Source organism: Pseudomonas sp. PvP100 (genome assembly GCF_017833055.1).
In the GTDB taxonomy this organism is placed as follows: domain Bacteria; phylum Pseudomonadota; class Gammaproteobacteria; order Pseudomonadales; family Pseudomonadaceae; genus Aquipseudomonas; species Aquipseudomonas syringae.
Genome location: NZ_JAFIBO010000001.1, coordinates 4,117,910 through 4,140,539 on the forward strand (window position 1 = coordinate 4,117,910; position 22,630 = coordinate 4,140,539).

18 protein-coding genes are annotated in these 22,630 nt (G+C 58.8%); 12 read left to right on the top strand and 6 right to left on the bottom strand.

The window, feature by feature from the left end:
• Positions 1-4: 4 nt before the first annotated feature.
• The 3 genes from JOE39_RS17710 to JOE39_RS17720 form a co-directional block, all read right to left on the bottom strand.
• Positions 5-343, bottom strand: a complete 339-nt coding sequence (locus JOE39_RS17710) for a hypothetical protein (protein ID WP_003348751.1) — start codon at positions 341-343, stop codon at positions 5-7.
• Positions 344-440: 97 nt separating this feature from the next.
• Complete coding sequence (gene mutM, locus JOE39_RS17715) at positions 441-1,253, bottom strand: bifunctional DNA-formamidopyrimidine glycosylase/DNA-(apurinic or apyrimidinic site) lyase (RefSeq protein WP_003372546.1); 813 nt, start codon at positions 1,251-1,253, stop codon at positions 441-443.
• A 45-nt stretch (positions 1,254-1,298) separates the two neighbouring features.
• Entirely contained in the window at positions 1,299-2,111 is an 813-nt protein-coding gene (locus tag JOE39_RS17720; RefSeq protein WP_170855983.1) for an HDOD domain-containing protein, read from the bottom strand.
• Positions 2,112-2,350: 239 nt separating this feature from the next.
• Here JOE39_RS17720 and JOE39_RS17725 point away from each other — a divergent pair, with 239 nt between their 5' ends.
• Positions 2,351-2,890 carry a type 1 glutamine amidotransferase domain-containing protein gene (locus tag JOE39_RS17725; RefSeq protein WP_003348756.1) on the top strand — a complete coding sequence of 180 codons (540 nt, stop codon included), beginning with the start codon at positions 2,351-2,353 and terminating at the stop codon, positions 2,888-2,890.
• Positions 2,891-2,975: 85 nt separating this feature from the next.
• On the top strand, positions 2,976-4,172 hold the full coding sequence (locus JOE39_RS17730; RefSeq protein WP_003393654.1) for a class I SAM-dependent rRNA methyltransferase: 1,197 nt from the start codon (positions 2,976-2,978) through the stop codon (positions 4,170-4,172).
• Between the two features lie 563 nt (positions 4,173-4,735).
• On the opposite strand, the gene JOE39_RS17735 is transcribed toward JOE39_RS17730, so the two are convergent.
• Positions 4,736-5,482, bottom strand: coding sequence for a TraX family protein (locus tag JOE39_RS17735; RefSeq protein ID WP_057407301.1), 747 nt, complete (start codon positions 5,480-5,482; stop codon positions 4,736-4,738).
• Positions 5,483-5,581: 99 nt separating this feature from the next.
• Here JOE39_RS17735 and JOE39_RS17740 point away from each other — a divergent pair, with 99 nt between their 5' ends.
• The 6 genes from JOE39_RS17740 (at position 5,582) to msrA (ending at position 14,677) form a co-directional block, all read left to right on the top strand.
• Positions 5,582-6,622: a low specificity L-threonine aldolase gene (locus JOE39_RS17740; RefSeq protein WP_003316332.1), complete on the top strand. Its 1,041-nt coding sequence runs from the start codon at positions 5,582-5,584 to the stop codon at positions 6,620-6,622.
• Between the two features lie 123 nt (positions 6,623-6,745).
• Positions 6,746-8,188 carry a TldD/PmbA family protein gene (locus JOE39_RS17745; RefSeq protein WP_122335394.1) on the top strand — a complete coding sequence of 481 codons (1,443 nt, stop codon included), beginning with the start codon at positions 6,746-6,748 and terminating at the stop codon, positions 8,186-8,188.
• A complete protein-coding gene (locus JOE39_RS17750) occupies positions 8,188-9,513 on the top strand; it encodes a metallopeptidase TldD-related protein (protein ID WP_122335395.1) in 1,326 nt (441 codons plus the stop codon). Before JOE39_RS17745 ends, JOE39_RS17750 begins: the two co-directional genes overlap by 1 nt.
• A 9-nt stretch (positions 9,514-9,522) precedes the next feature.
• Positions 9,523-10,935, top strand: a complete 1,413-nt coding sequence (gene mdtD, locus JOE39_RS17755; protein ID WP_003393661.1) for a multidrug transporter subunit MdtD — start codon at positions 9,523-9,525, stop codon at positions 10,933-10,935.
• A gap of 250 nt (positions 10,936-11,185) precedes the next feature.
• Positions 11,186-13,879, top strand: a complete 2,694-nt coding sequence (locus JOE39_RS17760; RefSeq protein ID WP_032659365.1) for a GGDEF and EAL domain-containing protein — start codon at positions 11,186-11,188, stop codon at positions 13,877-13,879.
• Positions 13,880-14,029: 150 nt separating this feature from the next.
• Positions 14,030-14,677, top strand: a complete 648-nt coding sequence (gene msrA / locus JOE39_RS17765) for a peptide-methionine (S)-S-oxide reductase MsrA (protein WP_210078535.1) — start codon at positions 14,030-14,032, stop codon at positions 14,675-14,677.
• A 259-nt stretch (positions 14,678-14,936) separates the two neighbouring features.
• Here msrA and rlmJ read toward each other — a convergent pair whose 3' ends face one another.
• Positions 14,937-15,773 (bottom strand): 23S rRNA (adenine(2030)-N(6))-methyltransferase RlmJ, encoded by an 837-nt coding sequence (gene rlmJ / locus JOE39_RS17770; RefSeq protein WP_003393665.1) that lies wholly within the window; start codon positions 15,771-15,773, stop codon positions 14,937-14,939.
• 377 nt (positions 15,774-16,150) lie between these two features.
• On the opposite strand from rlmJ, the gene JOE39_RS17775 reads away from it, so the two are divergent.
• Both JOE39_RS17775 and JOE39_RS17780 read left to right on the top strand, forming a co-directional pair.
• On the top strand, positions 16,151-16,381 hold the full coding sequence (locus JOE39_RS17775; RefSeq protein ID WP_003393667.1) for a DUF6124 family protein: 231 nt from the start codon (positions 16,151-16,153) through the stop codon (positions 16,379-16,381).
• Positions 16,382-16,500: 119 nt separating this feature from the next.
• Positions 16,501-16,767 (top strand): hypothetical protein, encoded by a 267-nt coding sequence (locus JOE39_RS17780; protein WP_003393668.1) that lies wholly within the window; start codon positions 16,501-16,503, stop codon positions 16,765-16,767.
• A 91-nt stretch (positions 16,768-16,858) separates the two neighbouring features.
• Here the strand turns inward: JOE39_RS17780 and gbcB are convergent, their stop codons facing one another.
• The gene (gene gbcB / locus JOE39_RS17785; protein WP_003393669.1) at positions 16,859-17,959 is read right to left on the bottom strand and encodes a glycine-betaine demethylase subunit GbcB; all 1,101 of its coding nucleotides are present in this window, start codon (positions 17,957-17,959) and stop codon (positions 16,859-16,861) included.
• Between the two features lie 309 nt (positions 17,960-18,268).
• On the opposite strand from gbcB, the gene gbcA reads away from it, so the two are divergent.
• Together gbcA and JOE39_RS17795 are read left to right on the top strand one after the other, a co-directional pair.
• Positions 18,269-19,567, top strand: coding sequence for a glycine-betaine demethylase subunit GbcA (gbcA, locus tag JOE39_RS17790; protein WP_003393670.1), 1,299 nt, complete (start codon positions 18,269-18,271; stop codon positions 19,565-19,567).
• 178 nt (positions 19,568-19,745) lie between these two features.
• Positions 19,746-22,178, top strand: coding sequence for a fibronectin type III domain-containing protein (locus JOE39_RS17795; protein WP_096116733.1), 2,433 nt, complete (start codon positions 19,746-19,748; stop codon positions 22,176-22,178).
• The last annotated feature ends 452 nt before the right edge of the window (positions 22,179-22,630 follow it).

Genomic DNA, 22,630 nt, shown 5'->3' on the forward strand with positions numbered 1-22,630 from the left:
GCCTTTACTGCTGCTTGCCGTACCCGTCGCCCGTGCAACCCAGACAACGCACGAAGGCTGCCTTGCCCGGATCCACCACCAGCGCCTTGCCTGTTGCCCCGAGGTTGCCGCCTGCCGCCGCAAAAGGCGCGGCTATCACGAACAGGCCTGTGCCGATAACGGTGGCCGCGATCAACAAGGGTCGGGCAATCAGCAAGTCACCGATCATGGCAAACGCCGGCGGGTTCTGGATGGTGTAGACCGGATCGCCGCTGCCTGTGGTGACATCGGCGGCAACCGCTGGCAGCGCCTGCAGGCCGGTGAACAACACCAGCGTGGCAGCGAGAATACGAAACGGGCTCATGGCTTGATCCTTCAGGCGTAGCAAATAATTAAGGTGCCATCACTATAAACAGGGCTGTGGGTTAAGCAAATGGCCCAGAGCCCCTGTCATGCGTATTTCAGCGCTGACATTTCGGGCAGTAAACGCTGGCGCGCTGGCCCAGCTTGACCTCACGCAGCGTCGTACCGCATACCTTGCATGGCTGACCGCCACGCCCATACGCAAACAATTCCTGCTGGAAATACCCGGGCTTGCCGTCGCCGCCAATGAAGTCACGCAGGGTGGTGCCGCCACGCTCTATCGCGTAGGCCAGAATGCGCTTGATCTCGATGGCCAGCTTCAGGTAACGCGCCCGGGACACACTCCCTGCTTCGCGGCGCGGGTCGATGCCCGCGGCGAACAGCGCTTCGGTCGCATAGATATTGCCCACCCCGACCACAACGGCGTTGTCCATGACGAACGGCTTGACCGCGATCGACTTGCCACGCGAACGCTCGTAAAGACGCTCGCCATCGAACAGATCGGTCAGCGGCTCCGGCCCCAGGCGGATCAACAGTTCGTGGTTGTGCGGATCAAGGCTCCAGAGCATCGCGCCAAAGCGACGCGGGTCGGTGTAACGCAAGGCCAGCCCGGACTCCAGTTCGATATCGACATGCTCGTGTTTGAGCGCCGGAAGCCCGGCTTCGACCAGACGCAGATTCCCGGACATGCCCAGATGGCTGATCAAGGTGCCCACCTCAGCCTGGATCAGCAGGTACTTGGCGCGCCGATCGACCTGCACGATGCGCTGGCCGGACAGGCGGACATCCAGATCTTCGGGAATGGGCCAGCGCAAGCGGCTGTCGCGCACGATCACGCGGCTGACGCGCTGACCTTCAAGATGCGGCGCAATGCCGCGACGGGTGGTTTCGACTTCAGGTAATTCAGGCATGGACAACTCGGTCGTGCAGAAAGGACAGGCCGGGACGGCGCCGGATCAGCGCGCGCCCAGCTCGCGAATGCTTTCCCTCAGGTATTCAAAGTCATATTCGGACAGCGCGACGTAATCCAGCACCAGCGGCCCGACACTTTCCCACTCGTGATCAACATCCTGACTGCCCAGCACACGGTAGGACTGGCAGATATGTTCAGCCATTTTCAGCGGAGCCAGCAGATTCTTGAGCGTGGGATCGCGGCTTGAGTCGTCCTGAAAGATCGCCAATGCGTTGTGATGATTGGCGATGGCGTTGGTGACGTGCTCCGGCAAACGCCAGGATTTGGCCGTGTAATAACCCACCACAGAATGGTTGGTGTCGAACGCACGGTTTTCAGTGTCGACCACCCGACAGTCAGGTCCGGCATTGGCGTAGGCCTCCTCCAGCACCGTCATGTAATCGGGAAAGCGCTTGAGCATCAGCGGGATACCGCAGTCATGAAACAGACCCAGCGCATAGGATTCATCCACCGTTTGCGAGCCGATGCGCTTGGCCAGCGTCAGACTGGTCATCGCCACATCCTGGGCCGTGTCCCAGAAGCGGTTCAACGTCACAATGGCCTCGTCAGTCATCTCGCCTCTGATCGACTGTGCGTTGATCAGATTGATGACGGTACGACTGCCGAGCAGATTTACCGCCTTATCGATCGAGGCGATCTTGCTGGACAGACCGTAATGCGCCGAATTAACGATCTTCAGCAGCGCCCCGGACAACCCCGGATCCTGTGCAATCAAGCGCGCGATGGCACCCAGATCCGGATCAGGCATGTACTGCTCCATCTGCAGATCAACCATGATCTGTGGCTGGGGAGGCACGCTGATGCCCTGCAACGCTAGCTGTATCTGCTCGGAGGTAAGCTCTTCGGACATAGGTATTCACTCGCAGTAATGGCTGGATTCTCCCCTCTTGGACGTGAACGGTCCATCACTCCGGACGAAGATTTTCTCGGAACTTTGCCTTGTATATAGCTTCGGACCCTAAGTACATGGCGTAGACGGCAGCCTCAAAAAGGCCTGCCGTGCGTCATCCATCAAGCCTGACACTGGAGGATCCCATGTCCAAAGCACTGACTGGCAAGCGCATCGCAATACTTGTAACCGACGGTTTCGAACAGGTTGAATTGACCGGTCCGAAAGAAGCGCTGGAGCAAGCAGGCGCCACTGTGGAAATCCTTTCCGCTGAAGAAGGCAAAGTCAAAGGCTGGAATCACGACAAGCCAGCTGACGACTTCAAGGTCGACCGGACTTTCAAGGCTGCCAATGCCAGCGACTACCACGGCGTAGTCCTGCCGGGCGGCGTACAGAATTCCGACACCATTCGCGTCGACACTGACGCGCAGCAAATCGTCAAAGACATAGACGCTTCCGGCAAACCGCTGGCCGTCATCTGTCATGGCGGCTGGCTGTTGATTTCTGCCGGCCTGGTTAAGGGCAAGACGCTGACGAGCTTCAACTCCCTGAAAGACGACCTGGTCAACGCGGGCGCAAAATGGGTCGATCAGGAAGTCGTCACCGACGGCAAGCTGATCAGCAGCCGCCAGCCCGACGACATCCCCGCCTTCAACAGCAAACTGATTGAAGCACTGTCTGCCTGACAGATTCCGTCAGTTAATTGCAGTCATCCCGGCCCAGCGCCGGGATGACGCGCTATAATCCCGCTCTTTTTTCAGGAGCGACGTCATGTCCCTGCCTAGCTTGCGCCTCAAAGCCAACGCCGACCGCCGCCTGCGCGCCGGTCATCTGTGGGTCTACAGCAACGAGATCGATGTAGCCGCCACCCCACTGCATGGTTTTGCAGCCGGTGACCAAGCCATCCTCGAAGCTGCGGGCGGCAAGCCGCTGGGCATCGTCGCCATGAGCCCCAACAACCTGATCTGCGCACGCCTGCTGTCCCGCGACATCAAGCTGCCGCTCGACAAGTCTCTGCTCGTCCACCGCCTCAATGTTGCGCTGTCGCTGCGTGAGCGTCTGTTCGACAAGCCCTTCTATCGCCTGGTCTACGGAGATTCCGACCTGCTGCCGGGTCTGGTGGTCGATCGTTTCGGTGACATTCTGGTCGTTCAGCTGGCCTCGGCCACGATGGAAAACCACAAGGAAGACATCATTGCGGCGCTGGTCCAGGTCATCAAGCCAAGCGGCATTCTGTTCAAAAACGATTCGGCGGCTCGCGACGCGGAAGGCCTGAATCGTTACGTCGAAACCGTGTTCGGTCTGGTACCGGAATGGGTCGCGCTGGAAGAGAACGGCGTGAAGTTCGAAGCACCGGTCATGGCCGGGCAAAAAACCGGCTGGTTCTATGACCACCGCATGAACCGCGCGCGCATCGCCCCTTACGTCAAAGGCAAGCGGGTGCTCGACCTCTACAGCTATATCGGTGGCTGGGGGATTCAGGCAGCGGCTTTCGGTGCCAGCGATGTCACCTGCGTCGACGCGTCGTCCTTCGCCCTCGACGGCGTGGAGCGCAACGCAGCCCTGAACGGTTTTGCAGAAAAGATGACCTGCATCGAAGGCGATGTCTTCGAAGCACTCAAGGAACTGAAAGCCGCTGAAGAACGTTTCGACGTGATCGTCGCCGACCCGCCGGCGTTCATCAAACGCAAGAAAGACATGAAAAACGGTGAAGGCGCCTACCGCCGCCTGAACGAGCAAGCCATGCGCCTGCTCAGCAAGGACGGCATTCTGGTCAGCGCGTCGTGCTCGATGCACCTGCCGGAAGACGACCTGCAGAACATCCTCCTGACCAGCGCCCGCCATCTGGACCGCAACATCCAGCTGCTGGAACGCGGCGGCCAGGGCCCGGACCATCCGGTACACCCGGCCATTGCCGAAACGCGCTACATCAAGAGCATCACCTGCCGGCTGCTGCCCAACAGCTGACACCGAAGCGCCCGGCCTCGTCGCGCCTACAAGCGCTCGCTGTTCCTGACTATGACTATGACTATCGTGCCAATGCTCTGCGTCGGCACGCCGTTCCGGACGCTCTGCGTCCTCTTGCGACGCAGAGCGTCGCGAAATGCATTCCCACGCGGAGCATGGGAACGATAGTCAAGACCGCAGCCACTGCCGCAAAAGTGCTTTTCTCCCACGGTGGCGCTGACGACGCAGAGTGCGACGTTAGTGACGGCTGAGTCCTGGCGCTGATCCGGGGGTAGCCTGGCAGGACGCCAGGCTAGCCGCACCGTGCCATGGATGGCGCGTTGCGGCGACCCCCGGATCAGTGACAGGGCGAAGGAACCCGACGAAGTCGGGCCGGAAACCGGAGCGAAAGGTTTTGGTTACTTTGGCCTCATCAAAGTAACTCGCCGAGGGGCGAAAAGGTGACCGGAGCCGACCCCCCATCCACCTGACATCGCAGAACCCCTGTGTGACGCAGAGCGTCACGAACTGCATTCCCACGCGGAGGAACGAGAAGTGTGTGAGGACGCTCTGCGTCCTCCCAATCAAACCCTGCCCAACACTCCCCGCACGCCCAGCAACAGCAGAAAGTGCAGCGGATAGATCGCATAGGCCCAGCGCCGCATCGGGATCACTGCGAACCCGGGCTTTGCCCGCAGCAGCGCGATGCCCAGTAAAGGCGCCAACACGCAAGCCACTATCGAACCGATGGAAATCGGATCGCCCCAGCTCGCACCGGCAAACATCTGGGGCCAAGCATTACCCGCCAGACAAAAGACCGCCGGGAACAACGCACACCAAAGTCGCTTTTCCAGCACCAGCACAAAGACCAGCGGCAGCAACACACCGGCAAAGCCAAACATCAGGTATTTCTGGAGGATCGCCGTCAGCAGCAGTGCAACAAGGGCCATCACTCGGGTTGTCGGATTGCGCTGCTGCCAGCCCTGAGCAATCACCAGCCCCAACAGCAGGGTCGGCATCACATTCAGCACGCTCGCGTCAGCCATGAACAGCCGATACGGGATCTCCGACAACCCGGCAAACACCAGCAGCCAGCCCAGATAGCGCCATTGCACCCGCGGGGCCACAATCGCTGCGCTGCGCCGGGAAAGATTCACGGCAATTGCCAGGCAGAACCAGGGAAAGGCAAAACGCCCCGGCACGTAAAGAAAATCGACTGACCAGCCCACATAGCGAAGGTGGTCAAGCACCATACTCAACATCGCCAGCCACTTGAGCAGGTCCAGCGCCTTGTTGCGTCCGGGCAGAAAAGGCGGGTTGGAAAGATCCATAGTGCTCCTGAACGGGGAATTGCGTCATGCAGCCAACACATGACCGAACCTTATATTGTCGCTACAGTGCGCACCATAATTGCCCATAAGGAATCGGCCATGACAGACCAAAGCCAACAGTTCGCCAGCGACAACTATTCCGGTATCTGCCCTGAAGCCTGGGCAGCCATGGAGCAGGCGAACAAGGGCCATCAACGCGCTTATGGTGATGATCAATGGACTGCACGCGCTTCGGATGATTTCCGCCGACTGTTCGAAACCGACTGCGAAGTGTTTTTCGCCTTCAACGGCACGGCGGCCAACTCGCTGGCGCTGTCATCGCTGTGCCAGAGTTACCACAGTGTCATCTGTTCGGAAACGGCTCACGTCGAAACCGATGAATGCGGTGCGCCGGAGTTTTTCTCCAACGGCTCCAAACTGCTGACCGCACGCAGCGCGGGCGGCAAGCTGACCCCGGAATCGATTCGTGAAGTGGCGCTCAAGCGTCAGGACATTCACTACCCCAAGCCGCGCGTGGTGACCCTCACCCAGGCCACTGAGGTGGGCGGCGTCTATCAGCCGGAAGAACTCAAGGCGATCAGCGCGACCTGCAAAGAACTGGGCCTGCATCTACACATGGACGGTGCCCGCTTCTCCAATGCCTGCGCCTTTCTGGAGGCCTCCCCGGCTGAACTGACCTGGAAGTCCGGCGTTGACGTGTTGTGCTTCGGCGGCACCAAAAACGGTATGGCGGTGGGCGAAGCCATTCTGTTTTTCGACCATGATCTGGCTGAAGACTTCGACTATCGCTGCAAGCAGGCCGGGCAACTGGCGTCGAAGATGCGCTTCCTGTCTGCACCGTGGGTCGGCCTGCTGGAAAACGACGCCTGGCTCAAACACGCCCGTCATGCCAACCGCTGCGCGCAACTGCTCGCCGAACTGGTCAAGGACATTCCTGGCGTGGAGCTGATGTTCCCGGTACAGGCCAATGGCGTGTTCCTGCAGCTGTCGGAGCCGGCCATTGCTGCGTTGACCGCGCGGGGCTGGCGTTTCTATACCTTCATCGGCAACGGCGGCGCACGTTTCATGTGCTCGTGGGACACCGAAGAAGAGCGCGTGCGTGAACTGGCCGCCGATATCAGGCTGGTGATGCAGGGCTGAAGCGTCTAAATCAAGCTTGCAGGTGCAGCCTGACGAGCGACGGGGTAATCTCCTTCTCAACGGCAAACGGCCCACAAGGCCGTCCGGACTTTACCGACCGCCCTCAAGAAGGAGCTTGTCTGCATGTTCGATTTCTCCGCCCGGCTCAAGCAGCATTTCGCTGCCCTGCAGAGTGAAGCGCAATTCTTTTCCGTACGTTACGTGCACCGCACCGGCCAACGCCTGTGCGTGCGCAAGAATGTGGCCGAGCCGCCGTCACTGATCAGCGACGAGGGCGCCATGCTGACCGTGCGCCTGAATGGCGTTGAAGCCTACGCCGCCACCAACGACATCTCCCTGAAGGGTTTGCAGGCTGCCTTGCAGCAGGCCGAAACGCTGGCCCGCCGTCTGGCGCCGCATGCGCTGCTGGACCTGAGCGATCAAGCTGTCTCGACCGCCAAAGCTGACTACCTGTCGCCCAACATGGATCGAGCCTTCCCGCCGCTGAGCGACTGCATCGGCCTGTTGATGGCCGAGTGCAGCGCGGTCCCTGTAGACGAACGCCTGGTCAACTGGCAGGCCATACTGGGGCTGGAAACCGTCGAGCAAATCTACCTCAACAGCGCGGGCGCGCAATTGCGTCAGGCGCAGCGCTTTGTGTTTCCGGGCATGAGCGTGACGGCCTACGACGGTCGCGACAGCCAGACGCGCACTCTGGGCGGGCATAACTTCGGCCAGCAAGGTGGCATCGAAGTGCTGAGCAGTTGTGGCCTGATCGGGTCTGCCGCCAACGTCGCCGACGAAGCGTTGCAGCTCATCCTCGCCCCCAACACGCCATCAGGCCCACGCGACCTGCTGCTGATGCCCGATCAGATGGTCCTGCAGATTCACGAGTCCATCGGCCATCCCCTGGAGCTGGACCGGATTCTCGGTGACGAGCGCAATTACGCAGGCACCAGTTTCGTCAAAACGACTGACTTCGGCACCCTGCAGTACGGCTCCAGCCTGCTGAACGTAACTTTCGACCCGGAGATTCCCGAGCAGCTGGCCAGCTACGCGCACGATGACGATGGTACGTCAGCCAGCAAGCAGTTCCTGATTCGTGACGGCCTGCTGCAACGCCCGCTCGGCGGTGCCCTGTCGCAATACCGCAGCGGCCTGGCGGGCGTCGCCAACAGCCGCGCCTCCAGCTGGAACCGTGCCCCCATCGATCGCATGGCTAACCTGAACATCGAACCGGGTAACCAGTCGCTGGACAGTCTGATCGGCAACATCGAGCACGGCATTCTGATGTCGAGCAATCGCTCCTGGTCCATCGACGATGCACGCAACAAATTCCAGTTCGGCTGCGAATGGGGCCAACTGATCGAGAACGGCGAGCTCAAGGGCGTGGTGAAGAACCCCAATTACCGGGCGATCTCTGCGCAATTCTGGAAAAACCTCAGCGCAGTCGGTGATGCCAGCACCTTCCAGGTCCTCGGCACACCGAATTGCGGCAAGGGCGAACCCAACCAGGTGATCCGTGTAGGTCATGCCTCTCCGGCGTGCGTGTTTGCCAATGTCGATGTGTTTGGAGGAGATGCCTGATGTCGCACCAACAGCAGTTCGAGGCGCTGGTCGCCGTGCTCAAGGCTGCCATCAGCCCAACGGAACACTTCACTCTGGCCTACGACGCCGAGGCGTCTGACTTCATCCGGTTCAACCACGGCCAGGTTCGACAGGCCGGGAGCGTCCAGCAGGTCATCGTGACGTTCAAACTGATCGATGACGGCCGGCATGCCAATCTGGAACTGACCTTGTCCGGCGACGCCGAGACCGACCAGCAGCGCCTTGTCGACGCCCTGCAACAACTGCGCGAAACACTGCCGTCGCTGGCCAGGGATCCCTATCTGTTGCCCAACACGAATGCCTGGCAAAGCAGTAACGTTCAGGACTTGCCGCTGCCGGACAGCGCCCGGGTCATCGAGCAGATCAGCGAACTGGCAGGCGATCTGGACTTGGTAGGCTTTTATGCGGCAGGCCCGCTTTACCGGGGCTTCGCCAGTTCCTGGGGCGCGCTGGGCTGGCATCAGGCCAACAGCTTCAATTTCGACTGGAGCCTGTTTCACGAAAACGGCCAGGCAGTGAAAGCCAACTACGCGGGTCACCACTGGAGCGACGAAGCCTTCGCGCAGCGTTTTCAGCAGGCCCGCGAACAGCTCGAATTTCTCGGCCGCCCGCTGCATGCGCTAAAGCCCGGACAATACCGCGCGTACCTGGCGCCAGCGGCTCTGGACGAAGTCATCGGCATGCTCACCTGGGGCGGATTTTCCGCGCAGTCACTGGCCAGTAAACGCAGCCCGCTACAAAGGCTGTATGACGGCGAGACGCTTTTCAGCCCGCTGGTCAACTTCGACGAGCAAGTCAGCGGTTCGCTCTCGCCGGCGTTTTCACGCGAAGGCTACCCACGCAAGGACCTGAAACTGATCGTCGACGGGCAAGCCCGCGATCGACTGGTGGATTCGAGCAGCGCTGCCGAATACGACCTGCCTGCCAACGGCGCGGATGATGGCGAAGGTCCAAGCGCGTTGAGCATTGCCGGCGGTTCGCTGGAGCTGGATCAGATCCTTGCAAGGCTCGGTACCGGTCTTTACATCAGTAACCTGTGGTACCTGAACTTCTCCGACCGCGCCGCTGCGCGCCTCACCGGAATGACACGTTTCGCAACGTTCTGGGTCGAAGAGGGCAAGATCGTCGCGCCGGTGAGCACCATGCGTTTCGATGACAGCGCCTACAGCCTGCTGGGCAGCGCACTGGAGGACCTGACCAAAGAAAGGGAACTGATTCTCCAATCGAGTACCTACAGTCAGCGCCAGACTGGTTCAATCCAGTTGCCTGGCGCATTGATCAGCCGACTTACCCTCACGCTATAGCAGGAGCCTATGCAGAACTCAGCAGCGCCGATCATGGACGAAAAGACCCTGCGCTGGATGCCCTGGGTCATCGCCATCGCATTCTTCATGCAAAGCCTGGACGGCACGATTCTCAACACCGCCTTGCCGTCCATGGCCCGCTCGCTGGCAGAAGACCCATTGCGCATGCAGTCGGTCGTCATCGCCTACATGCTGACCATTGCGCTGCTGATCCCGGCTTCGGGCTGGATCGCCGACCGGTTCGGGATCAAGCGCATCTTCTTCAGCGCCATTCTGCTGTTCAGCTTCGGATCGTTGCTGTGTGCGCTGTCCTGGTCATTGAACGTATTGGTGGCCGCCCGGGTGATTCAGGGGCTGGGGGGCGCGCTGATGCTGCCCATCGGACGCCTGATCGTATTGCGCGCCTATCCGCGATCGGAGCTGGTGCGGATCATGGGTTTTATCACCGTGCCGGGCCTTTTGGGTCCGTTGCTGGGCCCGACGCTTGGCGGCTGGATGGTCGAGTACCTGAGCTGGCACTGGATTTTCCTGATCAACATTCCGGTCGGCATCCTCGGTTGCTATGCCGTCAAACACTTCATCCCTGATCTTCCGGGAGGCGGTCGAACGCGGTTTGACGGCGTCGGCTTCATCCTGTTTGGCGCGGCGATGGTATTGATCACCATTGCCCTGGAGGGCCTGGGCGAGCTGCACCTGCCACACATGCGCGTGGTGCTGCTGCTGTTTGCCGGAATGGGCTGCCTGGCAGCGTATTGGCTGCGTGCCGGGCACATAGAATCGCCGTTGTTTGCCCCGTCACTGTTCCGTACCCGGACGTTTGCGGTCGGCATCATGGGCAACCTGTTCGCCCGCCTGGGCAGCGGTGCCCTGCCGTTTCTGGTGCCGTTGCTGCTGCAAGTAGCGCTGGGATATTCGCCATCTCAGGCGGGTATGAGCATGTTGCCGCTGGCGGCCGCGGGCATGTTCGCCAAGACCGTCGCCCGCTGGCTGATCGAGCGGCTGGGCTATCGCACGATTCTGACCGGCAACACACTGCTGCTGGGCATCCTCCTGGCCAGCCTGGCGCTGGTGGATGTGCAAACCCCCTACTGGGTATTGCTCGTGCATCTGGGACTGCTCGGCGCGGTCAACTCCTTGCAGTTCACGGCCATGAATACGGTCACACTGATCGATCTGGACGATGCCAGTGCAGCAAGTGGCAACAGCCTGCTTTCGGTGGTGGCACAGCTGTCGCTGAGTCTTGGCGTGGCAAGCGCAGCAGCCTTGCTGGGTGGTTTCAGCGAAGAAGTTGCCACCGGCGAGGTCAGCAGCATGTTGGGGGCATTCCAGCTGACCTTCCTGAGTGTCGGGGTGCTGGCGATGTTTGCAGCAGGTATTTTTCTGCAATTGCCAGCGAAGGAACACCGCGTGGCCAAAGCCTGATTGACAACGGCACGTGACTAGAGCAAATCTGCAAAGCGAATTCCCCTGAAAAACGGGGGGTTCGCCCGAAAAATCAACGAATTTGAGTATCCGACCAGATACACTGAAGAACCTGGACAATCGGCCGACACTTTTATAGCACTAAGCCACTGTGGTCTCTTGTAAGCACGGGCCGCATGATGCAACCTTGCCATACGCGAAAGTGGGTTTTACCCCCGTCGCGACTAGTATTTCGGAAGCGAGTTTGTTCATGAAAAGCCAAACCGATGCTGCCGGTAGATCCGCAGCCGAGGTAGTGACGCAATTGCCAGTGCCTTCGCGCCTGGGAATGCTGCGTTTCGAGCGGCTGAATGAAGCCAATTGGGCGCTATTGTTTCTCGATCCAAATTGCGAAAGGCAGTTCGGACTGGCAGCCGTTGACCTTTGTGCCTTGATTGGATCCCCTTACGCCAGCCTCATGGAGCCGGAAGCTCGTTATCAACTGCACGATGACATCCAGCAGCAACTGGCCTCTTCCCCGAATTACCTGATCCGCTACACCCTTCACACCCCCAAAGGCCCCCTTGGCCTGCTGGAAATCGGCGAAGCCTACAAACAGCACAACCGCCATCTATTACGTGGTTATTTTCTGATCGTCGAAGGCCTTGTCACGACTGGCGAACCCGTCACGGACTCCGATCTGGAAACCCGCAACCTGCGCCTGCAGATTGCCCTGGAACTCAATCAGCGCGCCCAGCGCGACCAGTTTGCCCACCTGGAACGCGTGCGTGCCCAGCAGGATCTGATCCTGCGCCTGACCCGACATCGCTACACCACGGCCAACACCTTGCTCGAAGCGGCGGAGCTGATCACCAAAAGCGCCTGCGATATTTACGATGTCGACCACGTCAGTATCTGGAACCTCAACGACAAGCGCCTGGAGCCGATTACCGACTACAGCCGCGAAACCGGCGACTACCAGTCGCGCACGCCGGTGGATATCAGCCCCTACCCCACCTACCTGCAAGCGCTGAATACCAGCCGGGCGATCGACGCCAGCAATATCCAGACTGACCCGCGTACCTGCGAAATGGCCAAAATCCTGAACCCGGGAGAAACCAGGGCGGTTCTCGATGCCAGTATTCGCATCGATGGTCAGGTGATCGGTGTGCTGTGTCTGGAACAGTCCGGCTCGACGCGCGAATGGCAGTCCGACGAGATCGCCTTCGCCGGCGAGCTGGCGGACCAGTTTGCCCAGGTCATCAACAACCATAACCGTCGCGCTGCGACCAACGCACTGCACCTGTTCCAGCGCGCGGTAGAACAAAGCGCCAACGCCTTTCTGCTGGTCAACTGCAACGGCGTGGTCGAATACGTAAACCCGAGTTTCACGGCGATCACCCAGTACAGTTCGGAGGAAGTCTCCGGTCACAAGCTGTCGGAATTGCCCGCGCTGGAAAACCTCAACCAGTTGCTGCTGGAAGCAAACTCCAGTCTGACCAACAGCAACAGCTGGCAGGGCGAGTTCAAAAGCCGGCGCAAGAACCTCGAACCCTACTGGGGCCAGCTGTCGATTTCCAAGGTGTATGGCGATAATCGCGAGCTGACCCACTATATCGGCATCTACGAAGACATCACCCAGAGCAAGCTGGCCCAGCAGCGCATCGAGCGCCTGGCGTACACCGATAACCTGACCAACCTCGGCAACCGTCCGGCCTTTATCCGCAATCTGGACGAACGCTTTGCACGCGACACCGATACGCCGATGAGCCTGTTGCTGGTCGACATCGATAATTTCAAGCGCATCAACGACAGCCTCGGCCACCAGACCGGTGACAAGCTGCTGATCAGCCTGGCGCGGCGCCTGCGCAACACCTTGAGCCCGTCCGATGTGCTGGCGCGCTTTGCCAGTAATGAATTTGCCGTGCTGATCGACAACACCGATCAGGAAGCCGGACAGGCCACCGCCACCCAGGTGCTGGCCACGCTGGACAAGCCGATGTTCGTCGACAATCAGTTGATCAGCGTCACCGGTTCGGTGGGGCTCGCCTGCGCGCCGCTGCATGGTCGTGATCCGCAGACCCTGATGAAAAACGCCGGTCTGGCCCTGCACAAGGCCAAAGCCAACGGCAAACATCAGGTTCAGGTGTTCACCGAAGCATTGAATGCCGAGGCCAGCTACAAACTGTTCGTGGAAAACAACCTGCGCCGCGCCCTGACCCAGAACGAGCTGGAGGTGTTCTATCAGCCCAAGCTGTGCCTGCTGACCGGTCGTCTGCTGGGCATGGAGGCGCTGTTGCGCTGGAACCATCCTGAAAAAGGCATGATCCGACCGGACCAGTTCATCAGCGTGGCCGAAGAGACCGGCCTGATCATCCCCATCGGTAAATGGGTCGCGCGTCAGTCCTGTCGCATGAGCAAGGACCTGACCGCCGCAGGGTTCGGCAACCTGCAAGTAGCCATCAATGTATCGCCCAAGCAGTTCTCCGACCCGGAACTGGTGTCGTCGATTGCCGCCATCCTCAAAGAAGAAGAGCTTGACCCTTCGCTGCTGGAGCTGGAGCTGACCGAAGGCCTGTTGCTGGAAGCGACAGAAGACACCCGCCAGCAACTCGACTCGTTGAAGAAGCTCGGCCTGTCGTTGGCCATGGACGACTTCGGCACCGGTTACTCGTCATTCAGTTACCTGAAGAAATTCCCCATCGATGTGATCAAGATCGATCGCAGTTTCATCCGCGATATTCCGGATGATGAAGACGACATGGAAATCACCTCTGCGGTCATCGCCATGGCCCACAACCTAAAGCTCAAAGTGGTCGCCGAAGGCATTGAAACCGCGGCTCAGCTGGCCTTCCTGCGGCGCCATCGCTGCGATGTCGGCCAGGGCTATCTGTTCGACAGACCTATCCCCGGCGAAGAGCTGATCGAGAAACTGAAGCGTTACCCTCGTCGCCCATCCGCCTGACAACCTTCCCTGCACCCCGCTGTCTCGGGCACACTGTCGATCTGTTATTACACGGCAGCACTTGTTTCTGCGTGTAACGGGACCTATACATTTGTATTGATCATCCGTCCTGACCGCCGCTGCCTGTCTCCACACGAGAGGATTTGGTTCATGACTTTGCGCTCGGAAATTCTAGTGAATAAAAACGTACTGCCTACCGCCGAACAAGCACTACCGGGTCGTGAAATACCTATGGCGCTTCCGGAAACTCACTTCGTCAACGGCAATCCGCTGTTGGGGCCGTTTTCGAGCGATGTCGAATTCGCCATCTTCGGCATGGGTTGCTTCTGGGGCGCAGAACGTCGTCTGTGGCAACAGGAAGGTGTGGTGAGCACTGTCGCCGGCTACGCGGGCGGACTTACCCCGAACCCGACTTACGAAGAAGTCTGCTCCGGGCTGACCGGCCACACCGAAGTGGTGCTGGTGGTCTACGAGCCAGCAAAAATCAGCTATGAAGCACTGCTGAAAGTGTTCTGGGAAGTGCATAACCCGACTCAAGGCATGCGTCAGGGCAATGACATCGGCACCCAGTATCGCTCGGTGATTTACTGCACGACGCCCGAACAGCTCGACGCAGCCAAAGCCAGTGCCGAAACGTTCCAGGCGGAACTGACCAAGGCCGGAAAGGGCACCATCACCACCGAAATCGAGCAGGCCCCGACGGTTTACTTTGCCGAAGCCTACCACCAGCAATACCTGGCCAAGAACCCACAGGGCTACTGCGGGCTGGGCGGCACCGGGGTCTGCATGCCGGCTTGATTCGCGCCTGGCGGCCCGAAAACAGCGTTTTTCAGGCTTCTGCCCGCAGGGCGTAGGAGCGAACTTGTTCGCGAAGATAGTAGTCCAGGTGACGCATTTTCACCGAATATACTGGCCCTTTCGCGAACAAGTTCGCTCCTACGACCTACGGTCAGAATCAAAAGCGGGCTTATGTATAACGCTGAGCTCCGCGTGGGAATGCAGTTCTGGACGCTCTGCGTCCGCTAGGCAGCGCAACTCGGCCTGGCTATGAACACGCCTACTCCGCAATCAACCAGTCCATCTTCCAGCCGCCTTGCGTCTGGCCCAGTTTCTGGGCGAGGTATGGCATCAGTTCGCGCAGTTCTTCTTCCAGACCCCATGGCGGGTTGGCGATGGCCAGGCCTGAACCGTTGAGGCTGGCCGGGGTGTCCAGCGGGTGGACGAACAATTCAACGCGCAACAGCTTGGGCGCGCCAGTTTCCGCCAGGTCCTGATAGAAGCGGCGCAGCAGGCGGGTATCCTTGATCGGGTACCAGATCGCCGCCACTGTCTGACGCATGCGCCCGATGGTTTCCTTGAGCGCAACCGCGCAACGCTTCATTTCATCGAGTTGCTCGAATGGCGGGTCGATGAGCATCACGGCGCGCTTTTCAGCCACAGGCAGCAAGGCACGCGGGACATGCCAGCCTTCCCCAAGATGCACCGCCACGCGGCGGTCGCCTTTCATGTTCTCCTTGAGCAGACGCCCGTCTTCGGGGTGCTTCTCGTTGAGCAGCACACGCTCGCGCTCGCGGGTCAGGCGGCGAGCCAGTTCCGGCGAACCGGGGTAGTAGCGCAGCTCGCCATCCGGGTTCATGTCGTGCAGCACTTGCAGATAGTCGGACGCCAGCGCAGGCAGATCCGTGGCGTTCCACAGACGGCCGATACCTTCCAGCCATTCTCCGGTGCGCGAGGCCTGATCGCCTTTGAGGTCGTACAGGCCGAGCCCGGCGTGGGTGTCGAGATAGGCGAACGGCTGCTCCTTGCGCGCCATGAGGGCGATCAGGCGAGTCAGAGTCAGGTGTTTGAAGACGTCGGCGTGGTTGCCGGCGTGGTAGGCGTGACGATAATTCATGGCAGCTCCTGGCAAGCAGCGCAGTTTAGCAAACCTGAGCAATGAACAAGAATTTGTAACGAATTTGCGGGACTCGTCTCTTTCACTTGAAGGAAATTTCCGAGAAACTCCCGGCCCCTTGTGCCTGCCTGTTTCGATCTCTACTCTGCGCCCGTCGCTGCATATTCAGCGGTGAGGATTAGTAGCCCTCGTTATCCAGGCGCATTGCGCCACCTTGTGCAGGTGCCCTTTCACGGCCTGCGCTTTTATGGTGGTCGTGCGTGGGGCATCTTTGGATGCACCGGGGTTCCTGGACCGGGCTACTACCTGCGCATGATCACCACCCTCGATTAGTAGCCGACGGTGATGGTCTTCTAAAACTCCAGGAGATACATCACATGCTGAAAATCGTCCCCGATCCGCCCCTCTTCACCGCCAACCCCGATGTCAGCCCTGAAGACGCCCTGATGCATGCCAGTGACTTGCTGCGCTGCGCAGCCACCAGCGCCTGTGAATTCAGCGACAGCATGACCGGCACCCAGCGCGACATGACGCTGTCGATCATGCACCTGGTGGAAATGGCCAAGGTCATGGTCGACAGAACCATAGACAACCTGCAAACCGAATGACCGCATGAACTGAAAACGACGCACTTGTAGCCAATCCTGCCACTCACGACAGGCAGGGGTTGCCCGCAGGCGGTTGTCCTTCCAGAATCGGAAAAAGCCCGATCAAAGGAACAGACGTCATGATGCATGCGGATTTGATTGACCAGGAAGACCTGCTCGGCCAGCTCAGAGCCCTGGGCTTCGAAGCACCCGGCGGCGCAACCGCTGAACAAGCCTGCGCAAACGCCGTCTGCGGCCTCAACGCCGAACGCGCGACCGCCTTGCGACGCCTGGTAGAACAACTCCTGACCGGCAGCGCCACCCTCCTCCCCGCCGTCCGCCAGGCCATCGACCAGCAACTGCTGCCCGCGCTGGCGGCTTATAAGCAGAGTCACAGTGGATCTTAGCCGATAGGCGCCCTCAAGAACGTCTATCGTACCCATGCTCCGCGTGGGTATGCCGTTCGTGATGCGCTGCGTCACAGGGTTTCAGGCGTGCTCAATACTCAATCCGCACATCGCCCTTCGGCACGCTGCAGCAGGACAGAATGTACCCCTCTGCAACATCCTCGTCGGTGATGCCGCCGTTGTGCTCCATCTCGACTTCTCCGCTCAGTTTCATGACCTTGCAGGTCCCGCAGATGCCCATGCCGCAGGCTTTGGGGATCATCAGGCCGAGTTTGGCGGCGGCGGCATGCACGGTTTCGCCCGGTCCCACGCGGATGCTCTTGCCAGTGTCGGTGAACTCCACCTGATGCAGGTCAGCAGCATCGACATCCGGCGCGTCGGCAGCGATTTCGGCCTGCTCGACGGCGTCGGCGCGGGCTTCTGGCGGTGTCGCACCGAACGACTCTTCATGGTACTGCGCCATGTTGAAGCCGTTTTCCTGCAACAGACGCTTGACCGCGGTCATGTACGGCGTCGGCCCGCAGCAGAACACCTCGCGCTCCATGAAGTCGGGCGCCATCAGTTCAAGCATCTTCTGGTTCAGGTAGCCGCGATAACCCGCCCACGGCTCGCCCAGCCCGTGTTTTTCACAGACCAGGTGCAGGTTGAAGTTGTCGATCCGCGACGCCATGTGCTCCAGCTCGCGATGGTAGATGATGTCTTTCGGTGAACGCGCGCTGTGCACGAAAACCATGTCGACGTTGGCGTTGGTGTCGTAGAACCAGCGCGCCATGGACATCACCGGCGTGATACCGACACCGCCGCTGAGGTAGAGAATCTTCGGGTTCGGGAAATCGATGGCGTTGAACAGCCCGACCGGCCCATGTACCGCCAGCTCCTGCCCTTCAATCAGCGTGTCATGCAGGTAGTTGGAAACCCTGCCGCCCGGCACGCGTTTGACGGTGATCGAGAAACTGTACGGTACCGATGGCGAACTGGAGATAGTGTAAGAACGCATGATCGGCAGGCCGTCGATCTCCAGCTCCAGGGTCACGAATTGGCCCGGCTTGAAGAAAAACATGATCGGCTGGTCGGCCATGAAGCAAAACGTGCGCACGTCCCAGGTTTCCTGGATGACTTTGACGACACGTACCAGGTGACGCCCGTTGGCCCATGTCTGGGTCGTGACCGGGCTCAGGAAACTTTGGGACATACTCGATCTCCACGGCCGACTGTCGGCCTCTCATGCTGCGGATTCTGCGTAACGCCCGAGGCGGCCATTTATCTATCAACGACATTCACGTACTTACCGCGACCAGCCCCGTCCAACAAGGCCTGTCGCGTCGGGAACGGATGCGGCCATGTCGCCCATGGATAAGGTTCACTGCGCGCCCGGCTCCACACTCGCCACCAAGGGTCATCAGCATGATCGACTGATCTATCCTCATGCTTGAAACGCGATCACACCCGTATCAGCCACATTCGCAGGCCGCCCATGCCGCGGTCATGAGGGATTCAATCGATGGACGTCACCGCAACCTTGAGCCTGGGCGATCCGCTAGAACCTGCACGCAAGGCCACTGCCGAGATGCTGCAGAATCGCGAGCGCACGTACTCGCTGCCGCAGCCCTTCTACAGTGATGAGCGACTGTTTGAAATCGACATGCAGGAAATCTTTCACAAAGAGTGGCTGATTGCCGGGATGACGTGCGAAATCCCGACCAAGGGCAACTACCTGACGCTGCAGATCGGCAAGAACCCGATCCTGGTCGTGCGTGGCCCGGACGGTGCCGTCAACGCATTCCATAACGTATGCCGCCATCGCGGCTCGCGCCTGTGCACGGCCGAAAAAGGCAAAGTCGCCAAACTGGTTTGCCACTATCACCAGTGGACGTATGAACTGGACGGTCGCCTGCTGTATGCGGGTACTGAAATGGGCGACGACTTTGACATGAAGCAGTTCGGCCTCAAGCCGGTCCACGTCAAGACCGCGGGCGGCTACATTTTCATCAGCCTGGCCGAGAACCCGCCTGCCATCGACGAGTTCCTGTCGACACTGCGCCATTACATGGAACCCTATGACATGGAAAACACCAAGGTGGCGGTGCAAACCACCTTGATGGAGAAGGCCAACTGGAAGCTGGTGCTTGAAAACAACCGCGAGTGCTACCACTGCAGTGGCTCGCACCCGGAATTGCTCAAGACGCTGCTGGAATGGGACGACGTCACCGATCCCCGCGCCGATCAGACCTTCAAGGATCATGTGGCCGCGTCCGCAGCGGCCTGGGACGCAGAGAAAATTCCCTACGCCCACGCCAGTTTCGGCCTGCGTAACCGTATCGTGCGCATGCCGCTGCTCAAAGGCACAGTGTCGATGACCATGGATGGCAAGGTCGGCTGCAAGAAACTGATGGGCCGGATCCAGAACCCTGACCTGGGCTCGATGCGCATTCTGCATTTGCCGCACTCCTGGAACCACTGCATGGGCGATCACATCATCGTCTTCACGGTGTGGCCGATCAGTGCACAGGAAACCATGGTCTCCACCAAATGGATTGTCCATAAGGATGCTGTCGAAGGTGTGGATTACGACGTCGAGCGTATGCGCCAGGTCTGGGACGCCACCAATGATCAGGACCGTCGTCTGGCCGAGGAAAACCAGCGCGGCATCAACTCCAGCGCCTATCAACCCGGCCCTTACTCGAAAACCTACGAGTTCGGCGTGGTCAACTTCGTCGACTGGTACAGCTCGCGCATGCTGGAAAACCTCGGAGCAGAACCTGCGCCGTATTTGAAAGGCGTAGCGGTCAATCACGAGTAGCGTTTACCCCGCAACGCGATCCTCAAGGGCTGACTCACTTCATTCTGGAAGGGAGTCTGCCCAGACCAAGCCGACATAAAAGCCCTCCCGCCGATACCGTCATTTCTGACAGTTACGTGAAAAAAACTTTCGTGATCAACTCCCGTTGCAGTCAATCCAACGGACGGAGACACGAATCATGCTCAACCCAAAAATCATCAATCAATATAAAAACAAGAAGGTCGACGCCGCATCGACCATGACGGATATATCAGGGAAAAATATCCTCATGGGTTTCTGGCATAACTGGCCCTCCGAATCCGGTCAGGGTTACCAGCAAGGTATGTTCGAGGAAATGGCGCTGACAGGCATACATGAAGCGTACAACGTCGTGGCGGTGGCCTTCATGAAAGGCTCCGGCATACCGACCTTCAAGCCTTATAACCTGAGTGATGAAGCGTTTCGCGCCGAGGTAGCAGCCCTCAATGCACAAGGCCGTGCGGTGCTGATTTCTCTTGGCGGAGCTGATGCGCATATCGAGCTGCATGCCGGTCAGGAAGAAGCGCTGGCGTACGAGATCATTCGGCTGGTCGAAGTCTATGGCTTTGACGGCCTGGATATCGATCTCGAACAGACTGCCATAACCTTTGCCGATAACCGCACCGTATTACCCGCCGCATTGAGAATGGTGCGCGAGCATTACAACACCGAAGGCAAGCACTTCATTATCAGCATGGCCCCTGAGTTTCCTTACCTTAGAGCCAGCAAAAAACTTCCTGTATTGAAAGAAATCACTACGTACTTTCCGTTTCTAAAAGACTTTGTGACGTTTCTGGAATCGTTGACAAGCGGCGGGGCTTACCTGGCCTACATCAATGCTCTCGAAGACATTTATGACTTTATCGCGCCGCAGTATTACAACCAGGGCGCCGATGGCATATGGGCCGATGAAGCCAACAACGGCAACGGCCTGTGGATTCCTCAAAACGACGACACCGTCAAGAAAGAGTTTCTCTACTACCTGACTGACAGCCTGATCCACGGAACACGTGGTTTCACAACAATCCCCGCCGATAGACTGGCCATTGGTTTACCTAGCAATAAAGACGCAGCCGGCAGCGGCTATGTGATTAACCCTCAGGACGTCAAAGACGCACTGCGAGAACTGGAACACGACGGTAACCCGATTCGCGGCCTGATGACCTGGTCGGTCAACTGGGATAACGGCATCAGTAAAGATGATCACGCCTATAACTGGGAGTTTGCCAAACGCTACAGTTATCTCACTGGCGGCGAAACGCCTGTACCCGGCAAGCCAACAGTCCCTGCTGACCTCAGGTCAATCGAGCAAACCCCAACGTCGGTGAAACTCGTCTGGTCGCTGTCAGTGGGCGTGCCCCCGGTATTGCGCTATGAACTGCGCCGCGACAACAGCGTGTCGTTATTTGCGGACAGTCCTTCGTATGACGATATCGGCCTTCAGCCCGGCACCACTTACAGTTATCAGGTACGTGCCATTGATATCATGGGCAACACCTCGGCATTCTCCGCAGCAATCAGCGTGAGTACCCAGGCAGAAAGTGGAGGGGGGGAGAAACCGACCACACCGGTCTTGAGCCTTTCAGGCGTCACCGATAAAAGTGTATCGCTGAAATGGACACTGTCTTCCAGCGACATCGGAAACGGAAACGGAATCGACAAGTATCAAATTGGCCGGGATGGCTGGCCTATTGCAGCGGTCCTCGCTGATCAGCCGCCCGAATATACCGATACTGGCCTTACAGCGGGTAAAAAGTACACCTACTACGTAGTTGCAAAAGACACACAGTCTCAGTGGTCAGAGGTCAGTAACCTGTTGGAAGTCTCAACCGATCCAGCACCCGAAAAACCTTCAGTGCCTGTCGACTTCAGGTCAACCGCACGGACCACCACATCGTTGACGCTGGACTGGAGTGTTTCAGCGAATGCCAACGGTCCGTATCACTACGAACTGTTCCGCAATGATATTTCGATAGGCACGGACAAGGTTCCCCCCTTTGTCGATGAAGGCCTTTGGCAAAGCCGACTTTATGGTTATCGCATCATAGCGACCGACGGTCTGGGCAACAGCTCAGAGCGCTCTGAAGAACTTCTGGCCACCACAGACTCCCAGCCATCCGTGGACCGTCCTAGCCCTCCACAAAATTTGCGCCACACAGGCTCGACGACCACCAGTATATCGCTTGCATGGGATGAACCTGCCAGTCACGGGGACCTTGCTTCCTACCAGATTCACACTTTCAACGCGCCTACTGTGTACGTCGACTCAACGGTACTCGCTTATACCGTCGAAGGCCTGAGTCCCGGCAAGAACTATCAGCATCTGGTCGGCGCGCGTGACGCAAATGCAGAATTGTCTGGGCCCAGCAATGTTGTGCAGGCCTCAACCAGCGCCGCATTGCCTGAATGGAAAACAGATACCGACTACGCCAAGGGGGATAAGGTGATGCATGCTGGTGCCTCTTACATCTGTCTCAATCCTCACCATTCACAAATAGACTGGTACCCAGGCGGTGCGCCGACGCTATGGGCGCCCTGGACCGAGCAAGCAGGCGGCAGAGGTTTCCGCGACTGGCCCAAAGAATGGCAGTGAACCTCGTGCGTCCCTATCCTGGCTCATAAACAGACGGTGACGATGTAATAACTGAACGACTTATCCACAGCGCCCAAACAGCGTTTATGGGTAAGTCGTTTTTCATGGACCCGGAAATAGCCAGGACAACAACGACTTACCGTGGAACACCTTAGGCACAGAGTCTGTATGTTTTTTAACCAAATCTCTGTAGAGCTTCATTTCATTGGGCTACAGACGAGCACGAACACCTTATCCACAGAAGCGCCAACAGACTTTGGGTACAACTTTATCCAGATCCCTAATCCGCTGTGGACAATATCTGAAATGGCCAAAAAAACCTCGCTTTCTAGAAGATTTCACGAGCAACACACGACCCTGATCATTTTTTGAACAATAGCTCAAGACCCTCTAAATATAAGGCCTGCAGACAACCACGAACAAGTTGTCCACAGTCACACCAACAGAGATTG